Consider the following 17015-nt stretch of genomic DNA (forward strand, 5'->3'; position numbering starts at 1 on the left):
AGAGGGCTTGAGCGCCCGAGAGCGTAGCGATTGGTTAGCGCGAAAGGGTGAGGGGTTACGCTGTGCGACGCGATCAGCACCGTAACCCCTCATCCGGCCCTTCGGGCCACCTTCTCCCTCAGGGAGAAGGGCCTCAAACTCAGATTGGCAGGATCGCCGTACCGAACGCCCGCTTCAGTTCGTGCGCCGCGAACGTCTGCGCCGCCATGGCGTCCGGCACGACCGTCGCCATGCCGAAGAACTCGTGCGTCGAGCCGTGGAAGGTCTTGTGACGCACGTCCACACCCGCCTGTTCCAGCTTCTCGGCAAGCAGTTCGCCTTCGGTGCGCAGGGGGTCGATCTCGGCGCAGATGACGGTCGAGGACGGCAGGCCGGCCAGGTTCGCCTTTTCGACGATGTTGATGCGCGGATCCTGGGCGTCGGCCTCGTTGGCGAAGATGTGCTTCACGAACCACTTCATCATCGGCTTGTTCAGCGGCTTGGCGTCGGCGTTCTCGACGTACGACTCATTGTCCATGTCCACGCCGGCGACCGGATAGACCAGCACCTGATGCACCGGCAGGGTCACGCCCGCATCGCGCGCCATCATCGACACGCCGATGGCCAGGTTGCCGCCGGCGCTCTCGCCCATGACCGCCACCTTCTGCGGGTCGCCGTGGAAGCTCTGGGCGTTGTCCAGCACCCAGCGATAGGCGGCGAGGGCGTCGTCGTGGGCGGCGGGGAAATGATGTTCCGGGGCCTGGCGATAATGGACCGACACCACGATCACATCCGCCATCTTGGACACGCCGCGCGGGCCACCGTCGTAGACGTCCAGATCCGCGATCACGAAGCCGCCGCCGTGAAAATAGACCACGACCGGATGCAGCTTGTCCTCGGAATGGTCGTGCGGCTTGTAGATGCGTGCCTGGATAGGGCCGGCGGCGCCGGGGATGGTGATGTCGGTCGTCTTGACGCCCAGATCATCGCTGGGGTCCTTGCCGTCCTTGCGCAGCAGGGATTTCACCGCGTCGGTCGGAGTCGGCTGCTGACGCGCCTCGGCCGGCGACAAGGTCTCGATCGGCTTGCCGCCGAGAGACGCCAGTTCGTCCAGCACCTTCTGCATCGGGCCGTCGGCCTTGGCTGGGGTGTCACGCGGCTTGTCGTTGTCGCCGAACAGCTTGTCTATAATCGACATTTTGGAATTCCTGGGTTTAGAGTGGGGGCTCCTCACGACAACCCGCCCCACGCATCCTTGTTCCCCGACCGCTTGACTTGGGACCAGAGTCGATGCCTTAGGTCGAGCGCTCTCGCGGGAGAGTTCGGAGTCTGGAAACAGACCTCGACGCCGAAGGCGCAACCGCCCCGGAAACGCTCAGGCAAACGGACCGCGACAGCATACGGACGCTGGAAAGTCGCTCTCGATGGGCGCGCCGACGGAGCAAGGCGACATGATTTGGTCGCCGGAATCTCTCAGGCTTCAGGACAGCGGGGGCGCGAGGACGGCGGAGCTCCGCCACAACACGCGACCGTGAAAGCCTGAACCATGACTGACCAGACCCTGAAGACGACCGCTCTGAACGCCGCGCACCGCGCGCTGGGGGCCCGCATGGTGGGCTTCGGCGGCTACGACATGCCGGTCCAGTATGAGGGCGTTCTGGCCGAGCACCGCTGGACCCGCGAACACGCCGGCCTGTTCGACGTGTCGCACATGGGCCAGTGCAAGATCACCGGCGAGGATGCGACCGCCCAGTTCGAGCGTTTCGTGCCCGGCGACTATGCGATCCTGAAGGCCGGCAAGCAGAAATATTCGCTGCTGCTGAACGACAAGGGCGGGATCATCGACGACCTGATGGCCGGCCGCCCCGATCACGACGGCCTGTTCGTCGTCGTCAACGCTGGCAACAAGGACGAGGACTTCGCCTTCTGGGACGCGAACCTGGAGGGCGACGCCAGGCTGACGGTTCTGGACCGCGCCCTGATCGCCATCCAGGGGCCGGAAGCCGCCGAGGTCATGGCGGCGCACGAGCCGGTCCTGGCCGAGATGGGCTTCATGGAATGCGCCCGGCTGATGCTGTTCGGCGCCGACTGCTATGTGTCCCGCTCGGGCTACACCGGCGAAGACGGCTATGAGATCTCGGTCCCCGCGGACCAGGCCGAGCGCATCTGGAACGCCATTCTGGAAGACGCCCGCGTCAAGCCGATCGGTCTGGGCGCCCGCGACAGCTTGCGTCTGGAAGCCGGCCTGCCGCTGCACGGCCACGACATCGACCCGACGACCTCGCCGGTCGAAGGCGCGCTGACGTTCGCCCTGTCCAAGTCCCGCAAGGAGCGCGCGGACTTCAACGGCGCCGACCGCATCCTGAAGGAACTGGCCGACGGTCCGTCACGCGTCCGCATCGGCCTGATCGTCAAGGAAGGCGCCCCGGCCCGCGAAGGCGCCGAGATCGCCGACGCCGATGGCAACGTTATCGGCAAGGTCACCTCGGGCGGCCCCTCGCCTACGCTGGGCCAGAACATCGCCATGGGTTTCGTGCCTCCCGCTTTTTCCGAGCTGGGCGCGGACCTGAAGGTCATCGTGCGCGGCAAGACCGCCGCCGCCGAAGTCGTCGCCATGCCCTTCGTGGCGCAACGGTATTACCGCAAACCCAAGACCGTCTGAGGATCAGATCATGAAGTTCACCAAGGATCACGAGTGGGTCAGCCTGGACGGCGACATCGCCACCGTCGGCATCTCCAAACACGCCGCCGACGCCTTGGGCGACGTGGTATTCGTCGAGGTGCCTGAGGTCGGCAAGACCGTCTCGAAGGGCGACAGCTTCGCCGTGGTCGAGAGCGTCAAGGCGGCGTCGGACGTCTACGCCCCCGTCTCGGGCGAAGTGGTCGAGGCCAACGACGCCCTGTCGACCGCCCCGGAAACCGTCAACTCGGCCGCCGAAGCCGACGGCTGGTTCGCCAGGATCAAGGTCTCGGACGCCTCGCAACTGGACGCCCTGATGGACCAGGCCGCCTACGACGCCTTCCTCGCCACCCTCTGATTTCCCCTTCCGCTCATCCCCGCGAAGGCGGGGACCCAGTTCTTTCGCGAGAACAGTGCTGGGATGGGCGGAAACTCCTCCGGCCACATCGGTCGCCCAAAGCACTAGGTCCCCGCTTTCGCGGGGATGAGCGGATTAGAAAATGCGTTATCTCCCCCTGACGCCCGACGACCGCACGGCGATGCTCGCCGCCATCGGCGCGAAATCGATCGACGACCTGTTCGTGGACGTGCCGCAATCGGCGCGGCTGGACGGCCCCGTGGACCTTCCCCGCGTGGCGGGCGAGCTTGAGGTCGAACGCGCCCTGTCCGCCATGGCGGCCAAGAACGCCACGGCCGGCGCCGTGCCCTTCTTCTGCGGCGCAGGGGCCTACAAGCACCACGTCCCGGCGACGGTGGATCACGTGATCCAGCGCTCGGAGTTCCTGACCAGCTACACCCCCTACCAGCCGGAAATCGCGCAGGGGACGCTGCAGTACCTGTATGAGTTCCAGACCCAGGTCGCGAACCTGACCGGCATGCCCGTCGCCAACGCCAGCCTTTATGACGGCTCGACCGCCATGGCCGAGGGCGTGCTGATGGCGACCCGCGTGACCCGTCGCAACAAGGCGGTGATTTCGGGCGGCGTCCATCCCCACTACGTCAAGGCGACCGAGACCGTGGTCCACGCCGTCGGCGTCGAGACCCTGGCCCTGCCCGCCGCCGTCGACGCGGAGGCCGCCGTGATCGACCAGATCGGTCCCGACACGGCCTGCGTCGTCGTCCAGACCCCCAACGTCTTCGGCACAGCGACCGATGTCACGAAGATCGCCGAGGCCGCCCACGCCGCCGGCGCCCTGCTGATCGTCGTGGTCACCGAGGCCGTGTCGATGGGCCTGCTGAAATCGCCCGGCGAGATGGGCGCCGACATCGTCGCGGCCGAGGGCCAGTCGATCGGCAACGCCCTGAACTTCGGCGGTCCCTATGTCGGCCTGTTCGCCACGCGAGAGAAGCTGATCCGCCAGATGCCCGGCCGCCTGACCGGCGAGACGGTGGACGCCGACGGAGAGCGCGGCTTCGTCCTGACCCTGTCGACGCGCGAGCAGCATATCCGCCGCGACAAGGCGACGTCGAACATCTGCACCAACTCGGGCCTCTGCACCCTGGCCTTCACCATTCACATGAGCCTGTTGGGCGAGACGGGCCTGCGCAAACTGGCCCTGCTGAACCACGAAAAGGCCGTCGCCACCCGCGACGCCCTGGCCGCCATCCCTGGCGTGGAAATCCTGACCTCGCGCTTCTTCAACGAGTTCGCGGTGCGCCTGCCCAGGAACGCGGCCGAGGTCGTGGATGCGCTGGCCGGCCATCACATCCTGGCCGGCGTGCCCTACAGCCGCCTGGCCCCCGACGCCGGTATGGATGATGTCCTGCTGGTCGCCGCGACCGAGACGACGCTGGATGCTGACATTCAGATCCTCGCCAAGTCGCTCTCCAAAGTCCTCGGCGCGTAAGGGACACTGACCATGAGCACCATGAACACCGTCGGCCGCCCGACCGCCCCGAACCAGGTCCAGACCAAGCCCGCCACCCTGACGGGCGGCCGCGGCCTGTTGCAGAACGAGGCCCTGATCTTCGAGGGCGACGGCTGGGGCAAGACCGGTGTCGATTTGCCGGAACCCAAGACGGACGGCTCCGACCTGGGCGACCTGGTTCGCAAGGATCCGATCGGCCTGCCCGGCCTGTCCGAGCCGGAAACCATGCGCCACTATGTGCGTCTGAGCCAAAAGAACCACGCCATCGACCTGGCCATCTATCCGCTGGGCTCGTGCACGATGAAGCACAACCCGCGCCTGAACGAGAAGATGGCGCGCCTGGCCGGATTCTCCGACATTCACCCGCTGCAGCCGATCTCGACGGTGCAGGGCGCGCTGGAGCTGATGGATACCCTGGCCCACTGGCTGAAGACGCTGACCGGCATGCCCGCCGTCGCGCTTTCTCCGAAAGCAGGCGCGCACGGCGAACTGTGCGGCCTGATGGCCATCCGCGCTGCGCACGAGGCCTCGGGCCAGCATGAGAAGCGCCGCAAGGTGCTGGTGCCGACATCCGCCCACGGCACCAACCCGGCCACGGCCGCCTTCGTCGGCTATACCGTCGTCGAGGTCGCCCAGACCGAGGACGGCCGCGTGGACGTGGCGGACCTGGCGTCCAAGCAGGGCGACGATGTCGCCGCCATCATGGTGACCAACCCCAACACCTGCGGCCTGTTCGAGCGCGACATCCTGGAGATCAGCCGCCTGACGCACGAGGCCGGCGCCTATTTCTACTGCGACGGGGCCAACTTCAACGCCATCGTCGGCCGGGTCCGCCCCGGCGACCTGGGCGTCGACGCCATGCACATCAACCTGCACAAGACCTTCTCGACGCCCCACGGCGGCGGCGGTCCGGGCGCGGGTCCGGTCGTGCTGTCCGAGGCCCTGGCCCCCTTCGCCCCGGCCCCCTGGGTCGTGCACGACGATAACGGCTATCGCCTGATCGAGCGCGAGGAAGACGAGGCGGAACAGGCCTTCGGTCGTCTGTGCGCCTTCCAGGGCCAGATGGGCATGTATGTGCGCGCCCTGTCCTACATGATGTCGCACGGCGCCGACGGCCTGCGTCAGGTGGCGGAAGACGCCGTCCTGAACGCCAACTACATCAAGGCTCGTCTGTCTGACCTGATGTCGGCCGCCTTCCCCGACGGCCCCTGCATGCACGAGGCCCTGTTCGACGACGAATGGCTGAAGGGCACGGACATCACCACGCTCGACTTCGCCAAGGCGATGATCGACGAGGGTTTCCACCCGATGACCATGTATTTCCCGCTGGTCGTCCACGGCGCCATGCTGATCGAGCCGACGGAAACCGAATCCAAGGCCGAACTGGATCGCTTCATCCACGCCATGCGCCTTCTGGCCGAGGCGGCGAAAGCCGGCGACGTCGATCGCTTTAAGGGCGCCCCCTTCCACGCCCCGCTGAAACGCCTGGACGAAACCCGCGCCGCCCGCTCGCCGGTCCTGCGCTGGTCGGCGCCGGCCGGATCGAACCAGGCGGCGTAAAGCCCGACTCGACAGCGCCCGTCTTTCGGGCGACCCTGATCTCATGCAGGTCGTGGTCGAACAGGAAGAAGACGGGCGCTGGATCGCCGAGATCGAGGCGGTGCCTGGCGCGCTCGCCTATGGCGCTACGCGCGACGAAGCCGTCGCCAAGGTCGAGGCCCTGGTGCTGCGCGTCTTGGCGGATCGGCTTGACAACGGCGAGCCCGCACCTGAACTGGGCCAGTTCTTCGCCGCCGCATGAGCCAATGGCCCAGCGCAAAGGCGCGTCGCGTTCTGGCCGCCCTGCATCGGCTGGGTTGGATCGAGAAGAGACGTTCCGGCTCGCATAGAACCCTGTCGCGCCAAGGCTGGGCCGATGTCGTTTTCGCTTTTCATGACGACGAAGAGATCGGACCGCGCATGCTCGCGCGGATCGCGAAGACGACAGGCCTGCTGCCTCGTGACCTCTAGTAAAGATTTGAATGACCTGGACCGCCAACGACATCCCCGACCTCTCCGGCAAGCGCGCCGTCATCACCGGCGCGACCGGCGGGCTGGGGCTTGAGACCGCCCTGGTGCTGGCGGGCAAGGGCGTCGAAGTCGTGCTGGCCGCCCGCTATCCGGCCAAGGGCGCCGAGGCCGAACGGCTGATCCGCTCACGGCATCCCAACGCCGTCGTGCGGTTCGACCTGCTGGACCTTGGCGCCCTGTCCTCGGTCGAGGCCTTCGCCGAGCGGCATCTGGCGGATGGCCACCCCATCGACATCCTGATCGACAACGCCGGGATCATGGCCCTGCCGACGCGGCAGACGACCGTCGACGGGTTCGAGATGCAGCTTGGCACCAACTACCTGTCTCACTTCGCCCTGGTCGGCCGCCTTCTGCCCCTGCTGACCGCCGCGAAAGCCCGTGTCGTCCAACTGTCCAGCGTCGCCCATCGCAGCGGCCATATCCGTCTGGACGACCTGAACTATCAGACCGGCTACAGCCCCTGGACCGTCTATCAGCAATCGAAACTGGCCATGCTGATGTTCGCCATCGAGCTTCAGCGCCGCAGCGATGCGCAGGGCTGGAGCCTGACCAGCGTCGCCGCCCATCCCGGCTTCGCCCGCACGGACCTGATCGCCAACGGCCATGCCGGAAAGCCCGGCCTGTTCGCGCACGGCGCTAGCCTGCTGGAGAGTGTGCTCAGCCATTCCGCCGCCGACGGCGCCCTGCCGATCCTGATGGCCGCGACCCTGCCTGATGTGGTCCCCGCCGGCTATTACGGCCCCACCGGGTTCCAGGAAATGAAGGGCCCGCCCGGCGTCGCCATCATCAAGCGCCAGGCCAGGGACGCCGATGTCGCCCGCCGGCTCTGGAGCCAGTCCGAGACCCTGACCGGCGTGCGCTATGGCTGACGAATCTAGCCTTGGTTGGGTTCGAACAGGAAGTTGTTGCAATAGTCGGGGTCACGCCAGAACCGCTCGCCCTTCTGGCTTTGATGTAGGGCCAGATCGAACTCCGACACCGGCTTCAGTGTTCGCCCTTGGACGAAAGCGCCTCTGTATCCCCGCGCTTCCAGATAAGAAAAACAGTCGTACACCGTCCCAGTCCGTAAGTGGCGCTGTTCACACTCGAAGAGAAGCACGGGGCGATGCTGACGCAGAATGCGTTCGGCGCCCTTGAACACGTCCAGTTCCGCCCCCTCGACATCCACCTTCAGCAAGGCCACGCGTGAGCCATCGTTAAAATAATCGTCCAGCGAGACCATCGGGACGCGCAGTGTCTCGGCGCCCGCGATCGGCGCGATACTGGCTTCGGGAGAGCCAGGCGAAGGCACATAGAGGTCGCAATGGCCCGACCGATCTGAAACCGCCGCCGCCTCGATCACGATGTTGTCCAATCGTAGCCGGTGCGCCGCGGATCGGATGTATTCGGCCAGTTGCGGTTGCGGTTCGAAGGCCGCCACCCGTCCCGCCCAACGCGACATCCAGTACAAGTAACTGCCCTTGTTGGCGCCGATGTCGCACACGACGTCACCGCTTGAGATGCGCATCCTGAGCAGCGCCAGTTCCGTGGCCTGATCTCGGAACCTTGCGCGATACGCCCTCCACAGGAAACGTGCTCTCATTATCTTCGCCTGCGTTCGGTTCGCCAGAAAACAGGGTCTATACTGCCTGTCGCTGAACGATGAAATAGGCAGAATAGATCCTAGAGCTATTTTGCCTCCGCCCGCCTCATGCGCGGATGACTTGGGAGGAGATCGTCGGGCGCAACATTCGTCGTTTGCGAAAGGCCAAGGGCCTGACCCAGGAGCAGCTGGCTCATGACGCAAGCGTGGCCATGCGCTATGTCGCCGGCGTCGAACGAGCCGAAGAAAATCCCTCTTTGAAATTTCTGGTCAAGATTGCTGATGCTCTGAACGTGAAGCCTGCTGTCTTGCTGACGCCGGAAGCAGGTCCGTCGGAATCCGAAGGCTGAACTCAAAGAATTCTAAGCAGGCGGCACGCGCAATCGCGTTCTGTGTCGCGCCTGCAACGGCACGGGCGTCACACACGAACATGACGAAAGCTTCACCCACCGGACATCCCGGCGCCATCGATGCAGGACGTTAAGGGTGTTGTGGCAACGTCGTCACGGTCGCCCTTTCCTTTCCCGACGAGGGATCGCGCGGCCGGGGCGTTCGTTGTCATGCGGGCCTCCCCTCCCCATCTGGCGTATTCGTGACCTTTCTGACCACCCTCCTCGACCGGCCTTCCAAACAGCACAGCCGCACGCTGCGCGTCGTGAAACGCTGGGCGCTGATGGCGGGTGGTCTGTTCGTGGTGCTGCTGGGCATTCTGATCGCGCCCCTGCCCGGCCCCGGCGGCATTCCCGTCATCGCGGTCGGTTTGATGCTGATTCTGAAAAGCTCGTTCTGGGCCAAGCGTCAGTTCATCCGCGCCCAGCATGCGCGGCCGAAATGGTTCTATCCGTTCCGCCGACTCATGCGGAAGAAGCCCGAGTTCGCGCCGGTCTTCTGGCAACAGGCCCTGCGCGCCGAAAAGGTCGTGGTGAAGCGGTCCGGTCGTCGCCTGTCGCGCGGCCGCAAACAGATGCGGCGCTATTTCCGCAAGCTGTTCCGCTAGTTAGCGGCCATCTCGCGGTTGCGTTGCTGCAACCGCTAACCACGGCAACGTGAACACGCCCCTCCCCAGTCAGGCGTATCCTGTCTGCGCGTTATCAGAGAACCACTCATGCGTTGGGAGGCGCTAAGGTCATGATGTCACGCGTACAAAAGGGTCTGATCGCCGGGTTTGCGGCGACCATGGCCGCGTCACTGCTCGAAATACCCAATATGTTCCTCAACTGGTTCGATCCCTTCCAGGGTGTCATCGCCAGCATGATCGGCATGCCGGGGAACTTGGCCGTCGGTTGGGTAATCCACCTGATCAGCGGTATCTTCATCCTGGGGCCGCTGTTTGCGACCCTCTGTCCCCGACTGCCGACCGATACGCCCGAAACCAAGGGCATCGTCTTCGCCGTCGGCGCCTGGGTGCTGATGATGGCCGCCATCGTCATGTTCGGAAACTACCGGACCTTTACGGCCGGCGCCGGCTTCGGCACCTTCGCCTGGCTGCTGATCACCCACGCCGTGTTCGGCATCGTGCTGGGCAATGTCTATGCCCGGCTGGTGGCGCGCGACAGGCGTATGGGCGCCCCGATGATCGGCGGTGCTCACGCCCACTGACTGCGGCTCTGCACCGTCCAAGAAAAAGGCCCCCGACGGCGACGTCGGGGGCCTTGTTTCATTCAGCGTCACGCCGATCAGTTCAGGCGATCGCTGATCTGGGCGATGGCGCTGTCCAGCAGCGGATCCTTGGCGCCGCTGGCGATGCGGGCGGTCAGGATCTGTTCGGCGGTCTTGGCGGCCAGTTCGGCGGCGGCGGCCTTCACCTCGGCCGAGGCCTGAGCTTCGGCCTGTGCGATGCGAGTCTCGGCCATCTTCTGGCGACGGGCCAGGGTCTCTTCCAGCTTGGCCTTGGTTTCGACTTCCAGACGACGGGCGTCGGCTTCCGCCTGGGCCATCATTTCGGCGGCCTGGGCCTCGGCCTCGGCCTTCTCCTTGCGGATTTGGGCCAGCAGAGCCTCGGCCTCGGCGCGCAAGCGAGCGGCCTCGTCCAGGTCGGCCTGGATCTTGGCGGCCTTGGCGTCCAGGGCCTTGGCGGCGATCTTGGGCACGCCGGCGGCGACCAGGATGCCGAGGAAGATCAGCAGACCGACGCCGACCCATAGTTCAGGGTTGGACAGGCTGTAGAAATGGCCGAATTCGAGGAAGGCGGGCATATCAAGCGGCTCCCTTGAGCGCAGCGGCGACGTCGGCGGCGCTCGGCGCCTTGCCGGTAAGACGCTCGACCATGGCGGTCGCTGCGTCATGGGCGATAGTGGTGACGTTGGCCATGGCCGCGTCGCGCGTTTTGCCGATGGAGGTTTCTGCTTCGGCGATGCGAGCATTCACGACCGCTTCTTCAGCGGCTTGGCGGGCATTGGCCTCTTCGGTCACCCGAGCCTTGGCTGCGGCTGCGGTGGCGCGTGCGTCGGCGCGGGCCTTGGCGACTTCGGCCTGAGCGACTGTGGCCTGCTCGGCGGCTTCGGCCTGAACTTGACGGGCCGTCGCGACGGCAGTGGAAATCGTGTCGGCGCGCTCGTCCATCACCTTACGCATACGCGGGGCGAAGATTTTGGCGACCAAGAGGTAAAGGACGACAAACAGGAGCAGCAGATAGGCGATCTGCCCGACCCAATGCTGGGTCTCGAACTGCGGCAAGCCTCCGGCTTCATGCTCGGAAACGGCATGGGCCGTGTTCTCGGGCATATGTCCGGTTTGAACCGCGACGTCGGCGGCTTCTTCCACCGAAAGGACCGGCGGCGATGCTGAGGAGTGGGCGGCCATGTTCATCCGTCGTGAAAACAGTCGCGGCGGCGCGGACCATCAGGCCGCGCCGCCGCCGGTAGCAGTATCAGGCGATCAGCCCAACCAGGCCAGGATACCCAGAACGAAGGACAGGATGCCCAGGGCTTCGACCAGAGCGGCGCCGACGAACAGGTTGCCGACTTGGCCGGCGGCAGCCGAAGGATTGCGCAGGGCGCCCGCCAGGAAGTTGCCGAAGATGTTGCCCACGCCGATGGCCGAGCCGAGCATGCCCAGGGTGGCTAGGCCGATACCGAAGTATTTGAAGGATTCAGCTTCCATGATGATTTCCTATTCCGTCTTTAGGTTGGTTGGTTTTTCAGGACTGGGTCGCGGCCTTAGTGGCCATGACCCAGGTTGACCACATCGTTGAGATAGATGCTGGCCAGAACGGCGAAAACGAAGGCCTGAAGGAAGGCCACGAGGAACTCCAGCGCAGTCAATCCGACCACCATGCCCAGAGATAGGGCGGCGACCGGCAGGCCCAGCAGGCCCAGACCACCGGCGGCGGCGAGGCCGCCCATAGACACGACGAAGCCAGCGAAAATCTTCAGCGCGATGTGGCCGCCCAGCATGTTGCCGAACAGGCGAAGGGCCAGGGTGATCGGGCGCAGCAGGAACGAGACGAACTCAATCGGCACGACCAAGAACATGACCGCCAGCGGAATGCCCGACGGGGCGAACAACTTGAAGAAGCCCAAGCCATGCTTGGCGAAGCCGATGCCGATGACCAGCAGTATGGTGATCAGGGCGAAGGTCGCGGTGACCGCCAGTTGGGACGTCGCCGTGAAGGTCAGGAACAGACCCAACAGGTTCATGCCTAGGACCAGCATGAAGATGGTCAGGATGAACGGGAAATATTTGCGACCCTCATGACCGATGATCGAGTCGGTAACCCCGTCGATCAAACCGAACAATTGTTCGCCCGTCGCCTGAAGGCGGCCAGGAACGATCTTTGCGTTCGACGTGACCAGGGTCAGGAAGCCGACGACCAGCACGAAGGCGATCGTCATCGCCATATGCGAATTGGTGAAGGCAAGGCTGGTCTCGCCGACGAGCGGCAGGTTGACCGTGCCGAAGTCCAGGCCCTGAAGGGGCGTGACTGTAAACTGTTGAATCGGATCGGCCATGGGCCTTATCGGTCCTCGTCTTCGTCGGCTTCCTCGAACGGGATAGGCTTCGCCTCGATCCCCGCCGCCTTCGCCTGCGCCATCAGCCGGTTAGCTGTGCGACGCGCCATGTAAATCGATAGTGCGAAGCCCAAAAGGATTCCGCAGATGATGCCCCACGGGGTGGTTCCAAGGAACCGATCCGCAAGAAAACCCAACCCCAGCCCCACCAGAACGCCGCCGATCAGATCGGCGATGATCTTGTAGGCCTCACTGGTCACCTTCTGGGCGGCCAGATGCGCATGCTCCTGCTGAGCGGTGCGCGTCTCCAGCGAGGATGCGCTTTCGTTGAGGCGTTTGATCGCCTCTTCGCGCGATTCCGTCATTGGGGACATGCCTGAAATGCTCAACGCCGAACGACGTCCGAACGGGTCTGAATTCGGCGCGGAAACTAATCGTGAGCGGCCCATAGGTCAAGGCGTCGTGATCACGCTCTAAACCGTTGTAGAGCCTAGACTTTCGCCACCTGTGGACAAGCCGTGACGATGCGCCGCTGTTCGCAACGACAGAATCCCGCCCCTCGCGACACGGGTCAGATGGCGATCAGCGCCGCAAACGACTAGGTTCACGGTCATGAATGCGCATGTTCCTCCCCCCGCCGCTCCGCTTCGCCCGATTTCGGTTCGGCTGGCGACGCCGCGCGGCTTCTGCGCCGGGGTGGACCGGGCGATCCAGATCGTCGAGCGCGCCATCGAGAAGTTCGGCGCCCCCGTCTATGTGCGCCATGAGATCGTTCACAACCGCCACGTCGTCGAGCGGCTGAAGGCCATGGGCGCGGTCTTCGTCAAGGAACTGGACGAATGCCCGGACGACCGGCCGGTCGTCTTCTCGGCCCACGGCGTGCCCAAGTCGGTGCCCGCCACCGCCCGGGCGCGCGAGCTGGTGTTTCTGGACGCCACCTGCCCCCTGGTGTCCAAGGTCCATGTCGAGGCCGAGCGCCACCACGCCGCCGGCAAACACATCATCCTGATCGGCCATGCGGGCCACCCCGAGGTGATCGGCACCCTGGGCCAGTTGCCGCAGGGCGCCATCAGCCTGGTCGAGACCGAGGCCGACGCCGAATCGTTCGAGCGCCCCGGCGACGCCCCCCTGGCCTATGCGACCCAGACCACCCTTTCGGTCGACGACACGGCCGGCATTCTGAAGGTCTTGAAGCGCCGCTTCCCCGAACTGCCCGACCCGCACAAGGAAGACATCTGCTACGCCACCACCAACCGCCAGGACGCGGTCAAGGTGCTGGGCGAAGGCTGCGAGCTGGTGCTGGTGGTCGGGTCCAAGAACTCGTCCAACTCGGTCCGGCTGGTCGAGGTGGCGATGCGAGCCGGGGCCGGAGCCGCCTATCTGGTGGACGATGCGTCCCAGGTGGACTGGTCCTGGTTCGAAGGGGTCCAGACGGTCGGCGTCACCGCCGGGGCCTCCGCGCCCGAACCGCTGATCGAGGCCCTGGTCGACGCCATCCGCGCCCGTTTCGACGCCACGGTGACCGAGGATGGCGGCGCCCGCGAGACCGTGACCTTCAAACTGCCGCGCCTGCTGACGGCCTAGGCTACGGCTTCCAGCGGCAGGGCGACACGGAAGGTGCTGCCGACGCCGGGCGCGGTCACGACCTCGATCTTGCCGCCCATCAGCGCAGCCAGGCCATGCGCCGCCGTCAGGCCCAGGCCCAGGCCGTCGGCGGTGCGGGTGTTGCTCTCGTCACCTTGGGTGAAGGCCTCGAACAGGCGCGCCGCCTCGGCCGGTTCCATGCCGGGGCCGGTATCTTCGACCTCCAGCACCAGTTGATCGCCGGCGACGGCCCTCAGGATGACCTGGCCCGTCCGAGTGAAGCGCACGGCGTTGTCGCTCAGCGCCGCCATCAGTTTTTCGACATGGACCGGATCGCCCAGCCATTCGCCCTCGACGGCCTCGACGTCGATCTTCAAGCCCTTGGCATGGGCCGCGCCGCTGAAATCATTGGCCACACGCCGCAGCAGATTGTCAGGCCGGAACGGCCGGCTCTCCAGCGTCACCGCCCCGTCGCGCAACCGCACCACGTCCAGCAGTTCTTCGATCAGCCTCAGTTGCTGACGCCCCGACGCCTTCAGGATTTCCAGCCGGTCGCGCTGCTGCGGCGTCACCATATCGGCGCCGATCACCTCGGCCATGCCCAGGACGCCGTTCAGGGGCGTGCGCAGTTCGTGACTGACGTTCGACAGGAAGCGGGTCTTGGCCTGGTTCGCCGCCTCGGCCCGCTCAAGCGCCGCCGACAGGGCGACCTCGGACGCCTTCAGGCGGCCCACATCGGCGGTCGTGTTCCACAGCAGAGACGCCGTGCCGATGATCAGCACCACGAACAGCACCACCAACAGCGGTCCTGCCTGGGTCAGAATCTGATAGCCCGGTCGTTCCGGCGCCCAGACGACGCGGCCCAACAATCCGCCCCCAGCCTCACGCACATCCACGCCGATCATGCCCTGGGGCGGCTCAGCGTCGCCGGGCTGGAAATGGATGCGGTCCAGCGCCAGTCGCGTCCGCAACAGGTCCAATTCACCCAGGAAAGGCTTGAACGACGCCACCACCGGATCGGACGCCGGCGTCGGCCCCATCGTGGTGTGACGCACGACTGTGGACGCGCCCAGCACATAGACGGCGTCGCCCACCTGCACGAAGCCCGCCTTCAGACGAACGGCGGCGTCCGCTGTCAGCGAACGATCACGCCCCGCCGCCTCGGCGCGCAACCGATCGACCAGACGCCGGGCCGCCCTGGCGAACGGATCGCCGGCTTCGAAGCTCTCTGGCGACCCTTGCGTGCTGATGCGGAACAGCCGGCCGCTGGCGTCATAGCCAAGCGTGAATTCGTGCTTGTGCTGCGCAGCGTAGAACGAGCCCAAGGTGCGGTCGTACCAGGCCACATCGCCGGTCGTCATATGATCGACCGCCTCGTCCCAGACCGAGGCCGTGGTCAGGTTGTCGCCGATGATTTCCAGTGCGCGCGTCAGGCGCAGCTTGACCAACGCCTCTTCCTTGCGCGCCTGGTGCGCATCGATGCCCTGGCTGACCGTGCCCAGAACGCCCGCCATGCCGATGATGGACGCCAACATCAGGATCACCGCGATCCTGAACGTGCTCCACGCCCGCCAACCCGTTTTCGATGTCACGCCACTCATATCGTCTCGCTTAGAGGGCGCTGACTAAGACTGCGTGAACGTGACGTAACGTCAGCGTGTCGCACCGACAAAATCTTGAGCGAACTCGGGGGCATCGTCGTCGAGGGGCAGACTGCCGTCCTCGTCGTCGGCCTCGGAGGCGCGGCTGGGGTCCGGCACCTCGAACCCGACCGGCAGCGACAGGTCCAAGAGGCCCGCCGCCTTCATCTCCTGCACGCCCGGCAAATCATACAAGGTCGCCAGGCCGAAATGCTCAAGGAACCGATCCGTGGTCGCATAGGTGACGGGCCGCCCCGGCGTGCGCCTGCGCCCCCGCAACCGCACGAAACCCATCTCCAGCAACAGGTCCAGCGTCCCCTTGGAGATGGTCACCCCCCGCACGCTCTCGATCTCGGCGCGGGTGACAGGCTGGTGGTAGGCGATGATAGCCAGGGTCTCCAGCGCGGCCTTGGACAGGCGCCGCGGCTCCTCGCGCTCCTGCGTCATCATGAAGGCCAGGTCCGGCGCGGTTCGGAACCGCCAGCGGTCGGCGACGCACTCCAGCTCCACCCCTCGGCCCTCGTAACGGGCGCGCAGGCCCGATATGGCGCGCGCGACGTTGCAGTTCTCGGGCAGCCGCGCGGCGATCTCGGCGGCCGTCAGCGGCCCGGCGGCCGCGAACAACAGGGCCTCGACCCGCCGCTCGATTTCGGCTTCGTCGGGTTGGAAGGCGAGGTCAGACATAGAAATATTCGCTCATCCCCGCGAAAGCGGGGACCCAGTCCTGTCGCTCGGCAATGCGTTGGCCATCCATCGGCGAAGGAATGACAGACCTTTGCGCCCAAATCACTAGGTCCCCGCTTTCGCGGGGATGAGCGGAAAGTGAAGCCATCACCCCATCAGTTCCAGCGGCTGGCCCTGCCCGCGCCGTTTCAGGAACAGCTCGGCGAACGCCTGCGTCTGTCGAATGTCCATCGCCCCCTCCTTCACCAGCTCCAGACTGGCCGACAGGGTCGAGGCCGTAAAGCTGGCCTGGCTGGGGCCTTCCTCGCCCTCGCGATGCGGCGCCACCTGGTCCAGCGGGGTCCAGTCGGCCAGTTTCGGCATGATCTCGCGCAGCCAGTCGCGCGCCGCCTCCAACGGAAAGGCCTCGACCCGCTGGCCGGGAGAATACTGCCGCGCGCCCTCGCGCCGACGCTGGGTCACATAGGCGCTCATCAGTTCGTACAGGCTGGCGTCGATCCGGTCGGAGGGTGTGATCACCGTCGCCTCGGGGTCGCCGCGCGTGAAGACGTCGCGCTTCAACTGCGGCCGGGCCATCAGCTGCTCGACCGAGCGGCGCATCGCCTCCAGCTTCTGCAACCGGAACGCCAGGGCGGCGGCCATCTCCTCGGCAGGCGGCTCTTCCCCCTTGTCCTTCTCGGTGCGCGGCAGCAGCAGCCGCGACTTCAGATAGGCCAGCCAAGACGCCATCACGAGGTAGTCCGCCGCCAAGGCGAAGTTGCGTCGCCGCGCCTCGTGCACGAAGGCGAGATACTGTTCCGCCAACTGGGTGATCGACAGCTTCAGCAGATCGACCTTCTGGTTCCGCGCCAGCGCCAACAGCACATGCAGCGGCCCCTCATAACCGTCCAGATCGACAACGAACGCCTCGCGATCCTCGACCTCGGCGACGGCCGTGAAGTCCAGATTGGGCTGAAACGCTTCGGACATTTCCTTGGC

Annotated in this window: 21 protein-coding genes and 1 riboswitch; of the genes, 11 read left to right on the forward strand and 10 right to left on the reverse strand. The window is 65.7% G+C overall.

Going from position 1 to position 17015, the window contains the following annotated elements:
• Positions 1 to 139: 139 nt before the first annotated feature.
• Positions 140 to 1177 (reverse strand): alpha/beta hydrolase, encoded by a 1038-nt coding sequence (locus WC597_RS11765; protein ID WP_372693485.1) that lies wholly within the window; start codon positions 1175 to 1177, stop codon positions 140 to 142.
• Positions 1178 to 1282: 105 nt separating this feature from the next.
• Positions 1283 to 1380, forward strand: a riboswitch (glycine riboswitch).
• A 145-nt stretch (positions 1381 to 1525) separates the two neighbouring features.
• On the opposite strand from WC597_RS11765, the gene gcvT reads away from it, so the two are divergent.
• From gcvT to WC597_RS11800, 7 genes are all read left to right on the forward strand, one after another.
• Complete coding sequence (gene gcvT / locus WC597_RS11770) at positions 1526 to 2641, forward strand: glycine cleavage system aminomethyltransferase GcvT (protein ID WP_372693486.1); 1116 nt, start codon at positions 1526 to 1528, stop codon at positions 2639 to 2641.
• Between the two features lie 10 nt (positions 2642 to 2651).
• Positions 2652 to 3017, forward strand: a complete 366-nt coding sequence (gcvH, locus tag WC597_RS11775; protein ID WP_372693487.1) for a glycine cleavage system protein GcvH — start codon at positions 2652 to 2654, stop codon at positions 3015 to 3017.
• Positions 3018 to 3159: 142 nt separating this feature from the next.
• Complete coding sequence (gene gcvPA, locus WC597_RS11780; RefSeq protein WP_372693488.1) at positions 3160 to 4506, forward strand: aminomethyl-transferring glycine dehydrogenase subunit GcvPA; 1347 nt, start codon at positions 3160 to 3162, stop codon at positions 4504 to 4506.
• 12 nt (positions 4507 to 4518) lie between these two features.
• Positions 4519 to 6087, forward strand: coding sequence for an aminomethyl-transferring glycine dehydrogenase subunit GcvPB (gcvPB, locus tag WC597_RS11785; RefSeq protein ID WP_372693489.1), 1569 nt, complete (start codon positions 4519 to 4521; stop codon positions 6085 to 6087).
• Between the two features lie 43 nt (positions 6088 to 6130).
• On the forward strand, positions 6131 to 6328 hold the full coding sequence (locus tag WC597_RS11790) for a type II toxin-antitoxin system HicB family antitoxin (RefSeq protein WP_372693490.1): 198 nt from the start codon (positions 6131 to 6133) through the stop codon (positions 6326 to 6328).
• Positions 6325 to 6537, forward strand: coding sequence for a type II toxin-antitoxin system HicA family toxin (locus tag WC597_RS11795; RefSeq protein WP_372693491.1), 213 nt, complete (start codon positions 6325 to 6327; stop codon positions 6535 to 6537). Before WC597_RS11790 ends, WC597_RS11795 begins: the two co-directional genes overlap by 4 nt.
• An 11-nt stretch (positions 6538 to 6548) precedes the next feature.
• Complete coding sequence (locus WC597_RS11800; protein WP_372693492.1) at positions 6549 to 7466, forward strand: SDR family oxidoreductase; 918 nt, start codon at positions 6549 to 6551, stop codon at positions 7464 to 7466.
• 5 nt (positions 7467 to 7471) lie between these two features.
• On the opposite strand, the gene WC597_RS11805 is transcribed toward WC597_RS11800, so the two are convergent.
• The gene (locus tag WC597_RS11805; RefSeq protein ID WP_372693493.1) at positions 7472 to 8104 is read right to left on the reverse strand and encodes an FkbM family methyltransferase; all 633 of its coding nucleotides are present in this window, start codon (positions 8102 to 8104) and stop codon (positions 7472 to 7474) included.
• Positions 8105 to 8295: 191 nt separating this feature from the next.
• Here WC597_RS11805 and WC597_RS11810 point away from each other — a divergent pair, with 191 nt between their 5' ends.
• The 3 genes from WC597_RS11810 (at position 8296) to WC597_RS11820 (ending at position 9778) form a co-directional block, all read left to right on the forward strand.
• Entirely contained in the window at positions 8296 to 8529 is a 234-nt protein-coding gene (locus tag WC597_RS11810) for a helix-turn-helix domain-containing protein (protein WP_372693494.1), read from the forward strand.
• A 242-nt stretch (positions 8530 to 8771) separates the two neighbouring features.
• Positions 8772 to 9176 carry a hypothetical protein gene (locus tag WC597_RS11815; protein WP_372693495.1) on the forward strand — a complete coding sequence of 135 codons (405 nt, stop codon included), beginning with the start codon at positions 8772 to 8774 and terminating at the stop codon, positions 9174 to 9176.
• A 131-nt stretch (positions 9177 to 9307) separates the two neighbouring features.
• Entirely contained in the window at positions 9308 to 9778 is a 471-nt protein-coding gene (locus WC597_RS11820; RefSeq protein ID WP_372693496.1) for a DUF6789 family protein, read from the forward strand.
• A 77-nt stretch (positions 9779 to 9855) separates the two neighbouring features.
• On the opposite strand, the gene WC597_RS11825 is transcribed toward WC597_RS11820, so the two are convergent.
• The 5 genes from WC597_RS11825 to WC597_RS11845 all read right to left on the reverse strand — a co-directional run bounded on the left by WC597_RS11825 (position 9856) and on the right by WC597_RS11845 (position 12578).
• Positions 9856 to 10374, reverse strand: a complete 519-nt coding sequence (locus tag WC597_RS11825) for a F0F1 ATP synthase subunit B (protein ID WP_372693497.1) — start codon at positions 10372 to 10374, stop codon at positions 9856 to 9858.
• Position 10375: 1 nt separating this feature from the next.
• Positions 10376 to 10981, reverse strand: a complete 606-nt coding sequence (locus WC597_RS11830) for a hypothetical protein (protein ID WP_372693498.1) — start codon at positions 10979 to 10981, stop codon at positions 10376 to 10378.
• 75 nt (positions 10982 to 11056) lie between these two features.
• The gene (locus tag WC597_RS11835; RefSeq protein WP_372693499.1) at positions 11057 to 11281 is read right to left on the reverse strand and encodes a F0F1 ATP synthase subunit C; all 225 of its coding nucleotides are present in this window, start codon (positions 11279 to 11281) and stop codon (positions 11057 to 11059) included.
• Between the two features lie 56 nt (positions 11282 to 11337).
• The gene (locus WC597_RS11840) at positions 11338 to 12129 is read right to left on the reverse strand and encodes a F0F1 ATP synthase subunit A (RefSeq protein WP_372693500.1); all 792 of its coding nucleotides are present in this window, start codon (positions 12127 to 12129) and stop codon (positions 11338 to 11340) included.
• Positions 12130 to 12134: 5 nt separating this feature from the next.
• A complete protein-coding gene (locus WC597_RS11845) occupies positions 12135 to 12578 on the reverse strand; it encodes an AtpZ/AtpI family protein (RefSeq protein ID WP_372693501.1) in 444 nt (147 codons plus the stop codon).
• A 163-nt stretch (positions 12579 to 12741) separates the two neighbouring features.
• On the opposite strand from WC597_RS11845, the gene ispH reads away from it, so the two are divergent.
• Positions 12742 to 13713, forward strand: a complete 972-nt coding sequence (gene ispH, locus WC597_RS11850; RefSeq protein WP_372693502.1) for a 4-hydroxy-3-methylbut-2-enyl diphosphate reductase — start codon at positions 12742 to 12744, stop codon at positions 13711 to 13713.
• Here the strand turns inward: ispH and WC597_RS11855 are convergent.
• From WC597_RS11855 to WC597_RS11865, 3 genes are all read right to left on the reverse strand, one after another.
• Positions 13710 to 15248 (reverse strand): ATP-binding protein, encoded by a 1539-nt coding sequence (locus WC597_RS11855; protein WP_372693531.1) that lies wholly within the window; start codon positions 15246 to 15248, stop codon positions 13710 to 13712. The genes ispH and WC597_RS11855 overlap by 4 nt on opposite strands.
• A 117-nt stretch (positions 15249 to 15365) precedes the next feature.
• Entirely contained in the window at positions 15366 to 16037 is a 672-nt protein-coding gene (gene scpB, locus WC597_RS11860; RefSeq protein WP_372693503.1) for an SMC-Scp complex subunit ScpB, read from the reverse strand.
• Between the two features lie 147 nt (positions 16038 to 16184).
• A complete protein-coding gene (locus WC597_RS11865) occupies positions 16185 to 17006 on the reverse strand; it encodes a ScpA family protein (RefSeq protein WP_372693504.1) in 822 nt (273 codons plus the stop codon).
• Positions 17007 to 17015 lie beyond the last annotated feature (9 nt).

The organism is Brevundimonas sp., assembly GCF_041648115.1.
Taxonomy (GTDB): domain Bacteria; phylum Pseudomonadota; class Alphaproteobacteria; order Caulobacterales; family Caulobacteraceae; genus Brevundimonas.

Excerpts from the sequence above, each read along its gene's own strand:
- WC597_RS11765 (WP_372693485.1), bottom strand. The coding sequence starts at position 1,177 with ATGTCGATTATAGACAAGCTGTTCGGCGACAACGACAAGCCGCGTGAC.
- gcvT (WP_372693486.1), top strand. The coding sequence starts at position 1,526 with ATGACTGACCAGACCCTGAAGACGACCGCTCTGAACGCCGCGCACCGC.
- gcvH (WP_372693487.1), top strand. The coding sequence starts at position 2,652 with ATGAAGTTCACCAAGGATCACGAGTGGGTCAGCCTGGACGGCGACATC.
- gcvPA (WP_372693488.1), top strand. The coding sequence starts at position 3,160 with ATGCGTTATCTCCCCCTGACGCCCGACGACCGCACGGCGATGCTCGCC.
- gcvPB (WP_372693489.1), top strand. The coding sequence starts at position 4,519 with ATGAGCACCATGAACACCGTCGGCCGCCCGACCGCCCCGAACCAGGTC.
- WC597_RS11790 (WP_372693490.1), top strand. The coding sequence starts at position 6,131 with ATGCAGGTCGTGGTCGAACAGGAAGAAGACGGGCGCTGGATCGCCGAG.
- WC597_RS11795 (WP_372693491.1), top strand. The coding sequence starts at position 6,325 with ATGAGCCAATGGCCCAGCGCAAAGGCGCGTCGCGTTCTGGCCGCCCTG.
- WC597_RS11800 (WP_372693492.1), top strand. The coding sequence starts at position 6,549 with ATGACCTGGACCGCCAACGACATCCCCGACCTCTCCGGCAAGCGCGCC.
- WC597_RS11805 (WP_372693493.1), bottom strand. The coding sequence starts at position 8,104 with ATGCGCATCTCAAGCGGTGACGTCGTGTGCGACATCGGCGCCAACAAG.
- WC597_RS11810 (WP_372693494.1), top strand. The coding sequence starts at position 8,296 with ATGACTTGGGAGGAGATCGTCGGGCGCAACATTCGTCGTTTGCGAAAG.
- WC597_RS11820 (WP_372693496.1), top strand. The coding sequence starts at position 9,308 with ATGATGTCACGCGTACAAAAGGGTCTGATCGCCGGGTTTGCGGCGACC.
- WC597_RS11825 (WP_372693497.1), bottom strand. The coding sequence starts at position 10,374 with ATGCCCGCCTTCCTCGAATTCGGCCATTTCTACAGCCTGTCCAACCCT.
- WC597_RS11830 (WP_372693498.1), bottom strand. The coding sequence starts at position 10,981 with ATGGCCGCCCACTCCTCAGCATCGCCGCCGGTCCTTTCGGTGGAAGAA.
- WC597_RS11835 (WP_372693499.1), bottom strand. The coding sequence starts at position 11,281 with ATGGAAGCTGAATCCTTCAAATACTTCGGTATCGGCCTAGCCACCCTG.
- WC597_RS11840 (WP_372693500.1), bottom strand. The coding sequence starts at position 12,129 with ATGGCCGATCCGATTCAACAGTTTACAGTCACGCCCCTTCAGGGCCTG.
- WC597_RS11845 (WP_372693501.1), bottom strand. The coding sequence starts at position 12,578 with ATGGGCCGCTCACGATTAGTTTCCGCGCCGAATTCAGACCCGTTCGGA.
- ispH (WP_372693502.1), top strand. The coding sequence starts at position 12,742 with ATGAATGCGCATGTTCCTCCCCCCGCCGCTCCGCTTCGCCCGATTTCG.
- WC597_RS11855 (WP_372693531.1), bottom strand. The coding sequence starts at position 15,248 with ATGTTGGCGTCCATCATCGGCATGGCGGGCGTTCTGGGCACGGTCAGC.
- scpB (WP_372693503.1), bottom strand. The coding sequence starts at position 16,037 with ATGTCTGACCTCGCCTTCCAACCCGACGAAGCCGAAATCGAGCGGCGG.
- WC597_RS11865 (WP_372693504.1), bottom strand. The coding sequence starts at position 17,006 with ATGTCCGAAGCGTTTCAGCCCAATCTGGACTTCACGGCCGTCGCCGAG.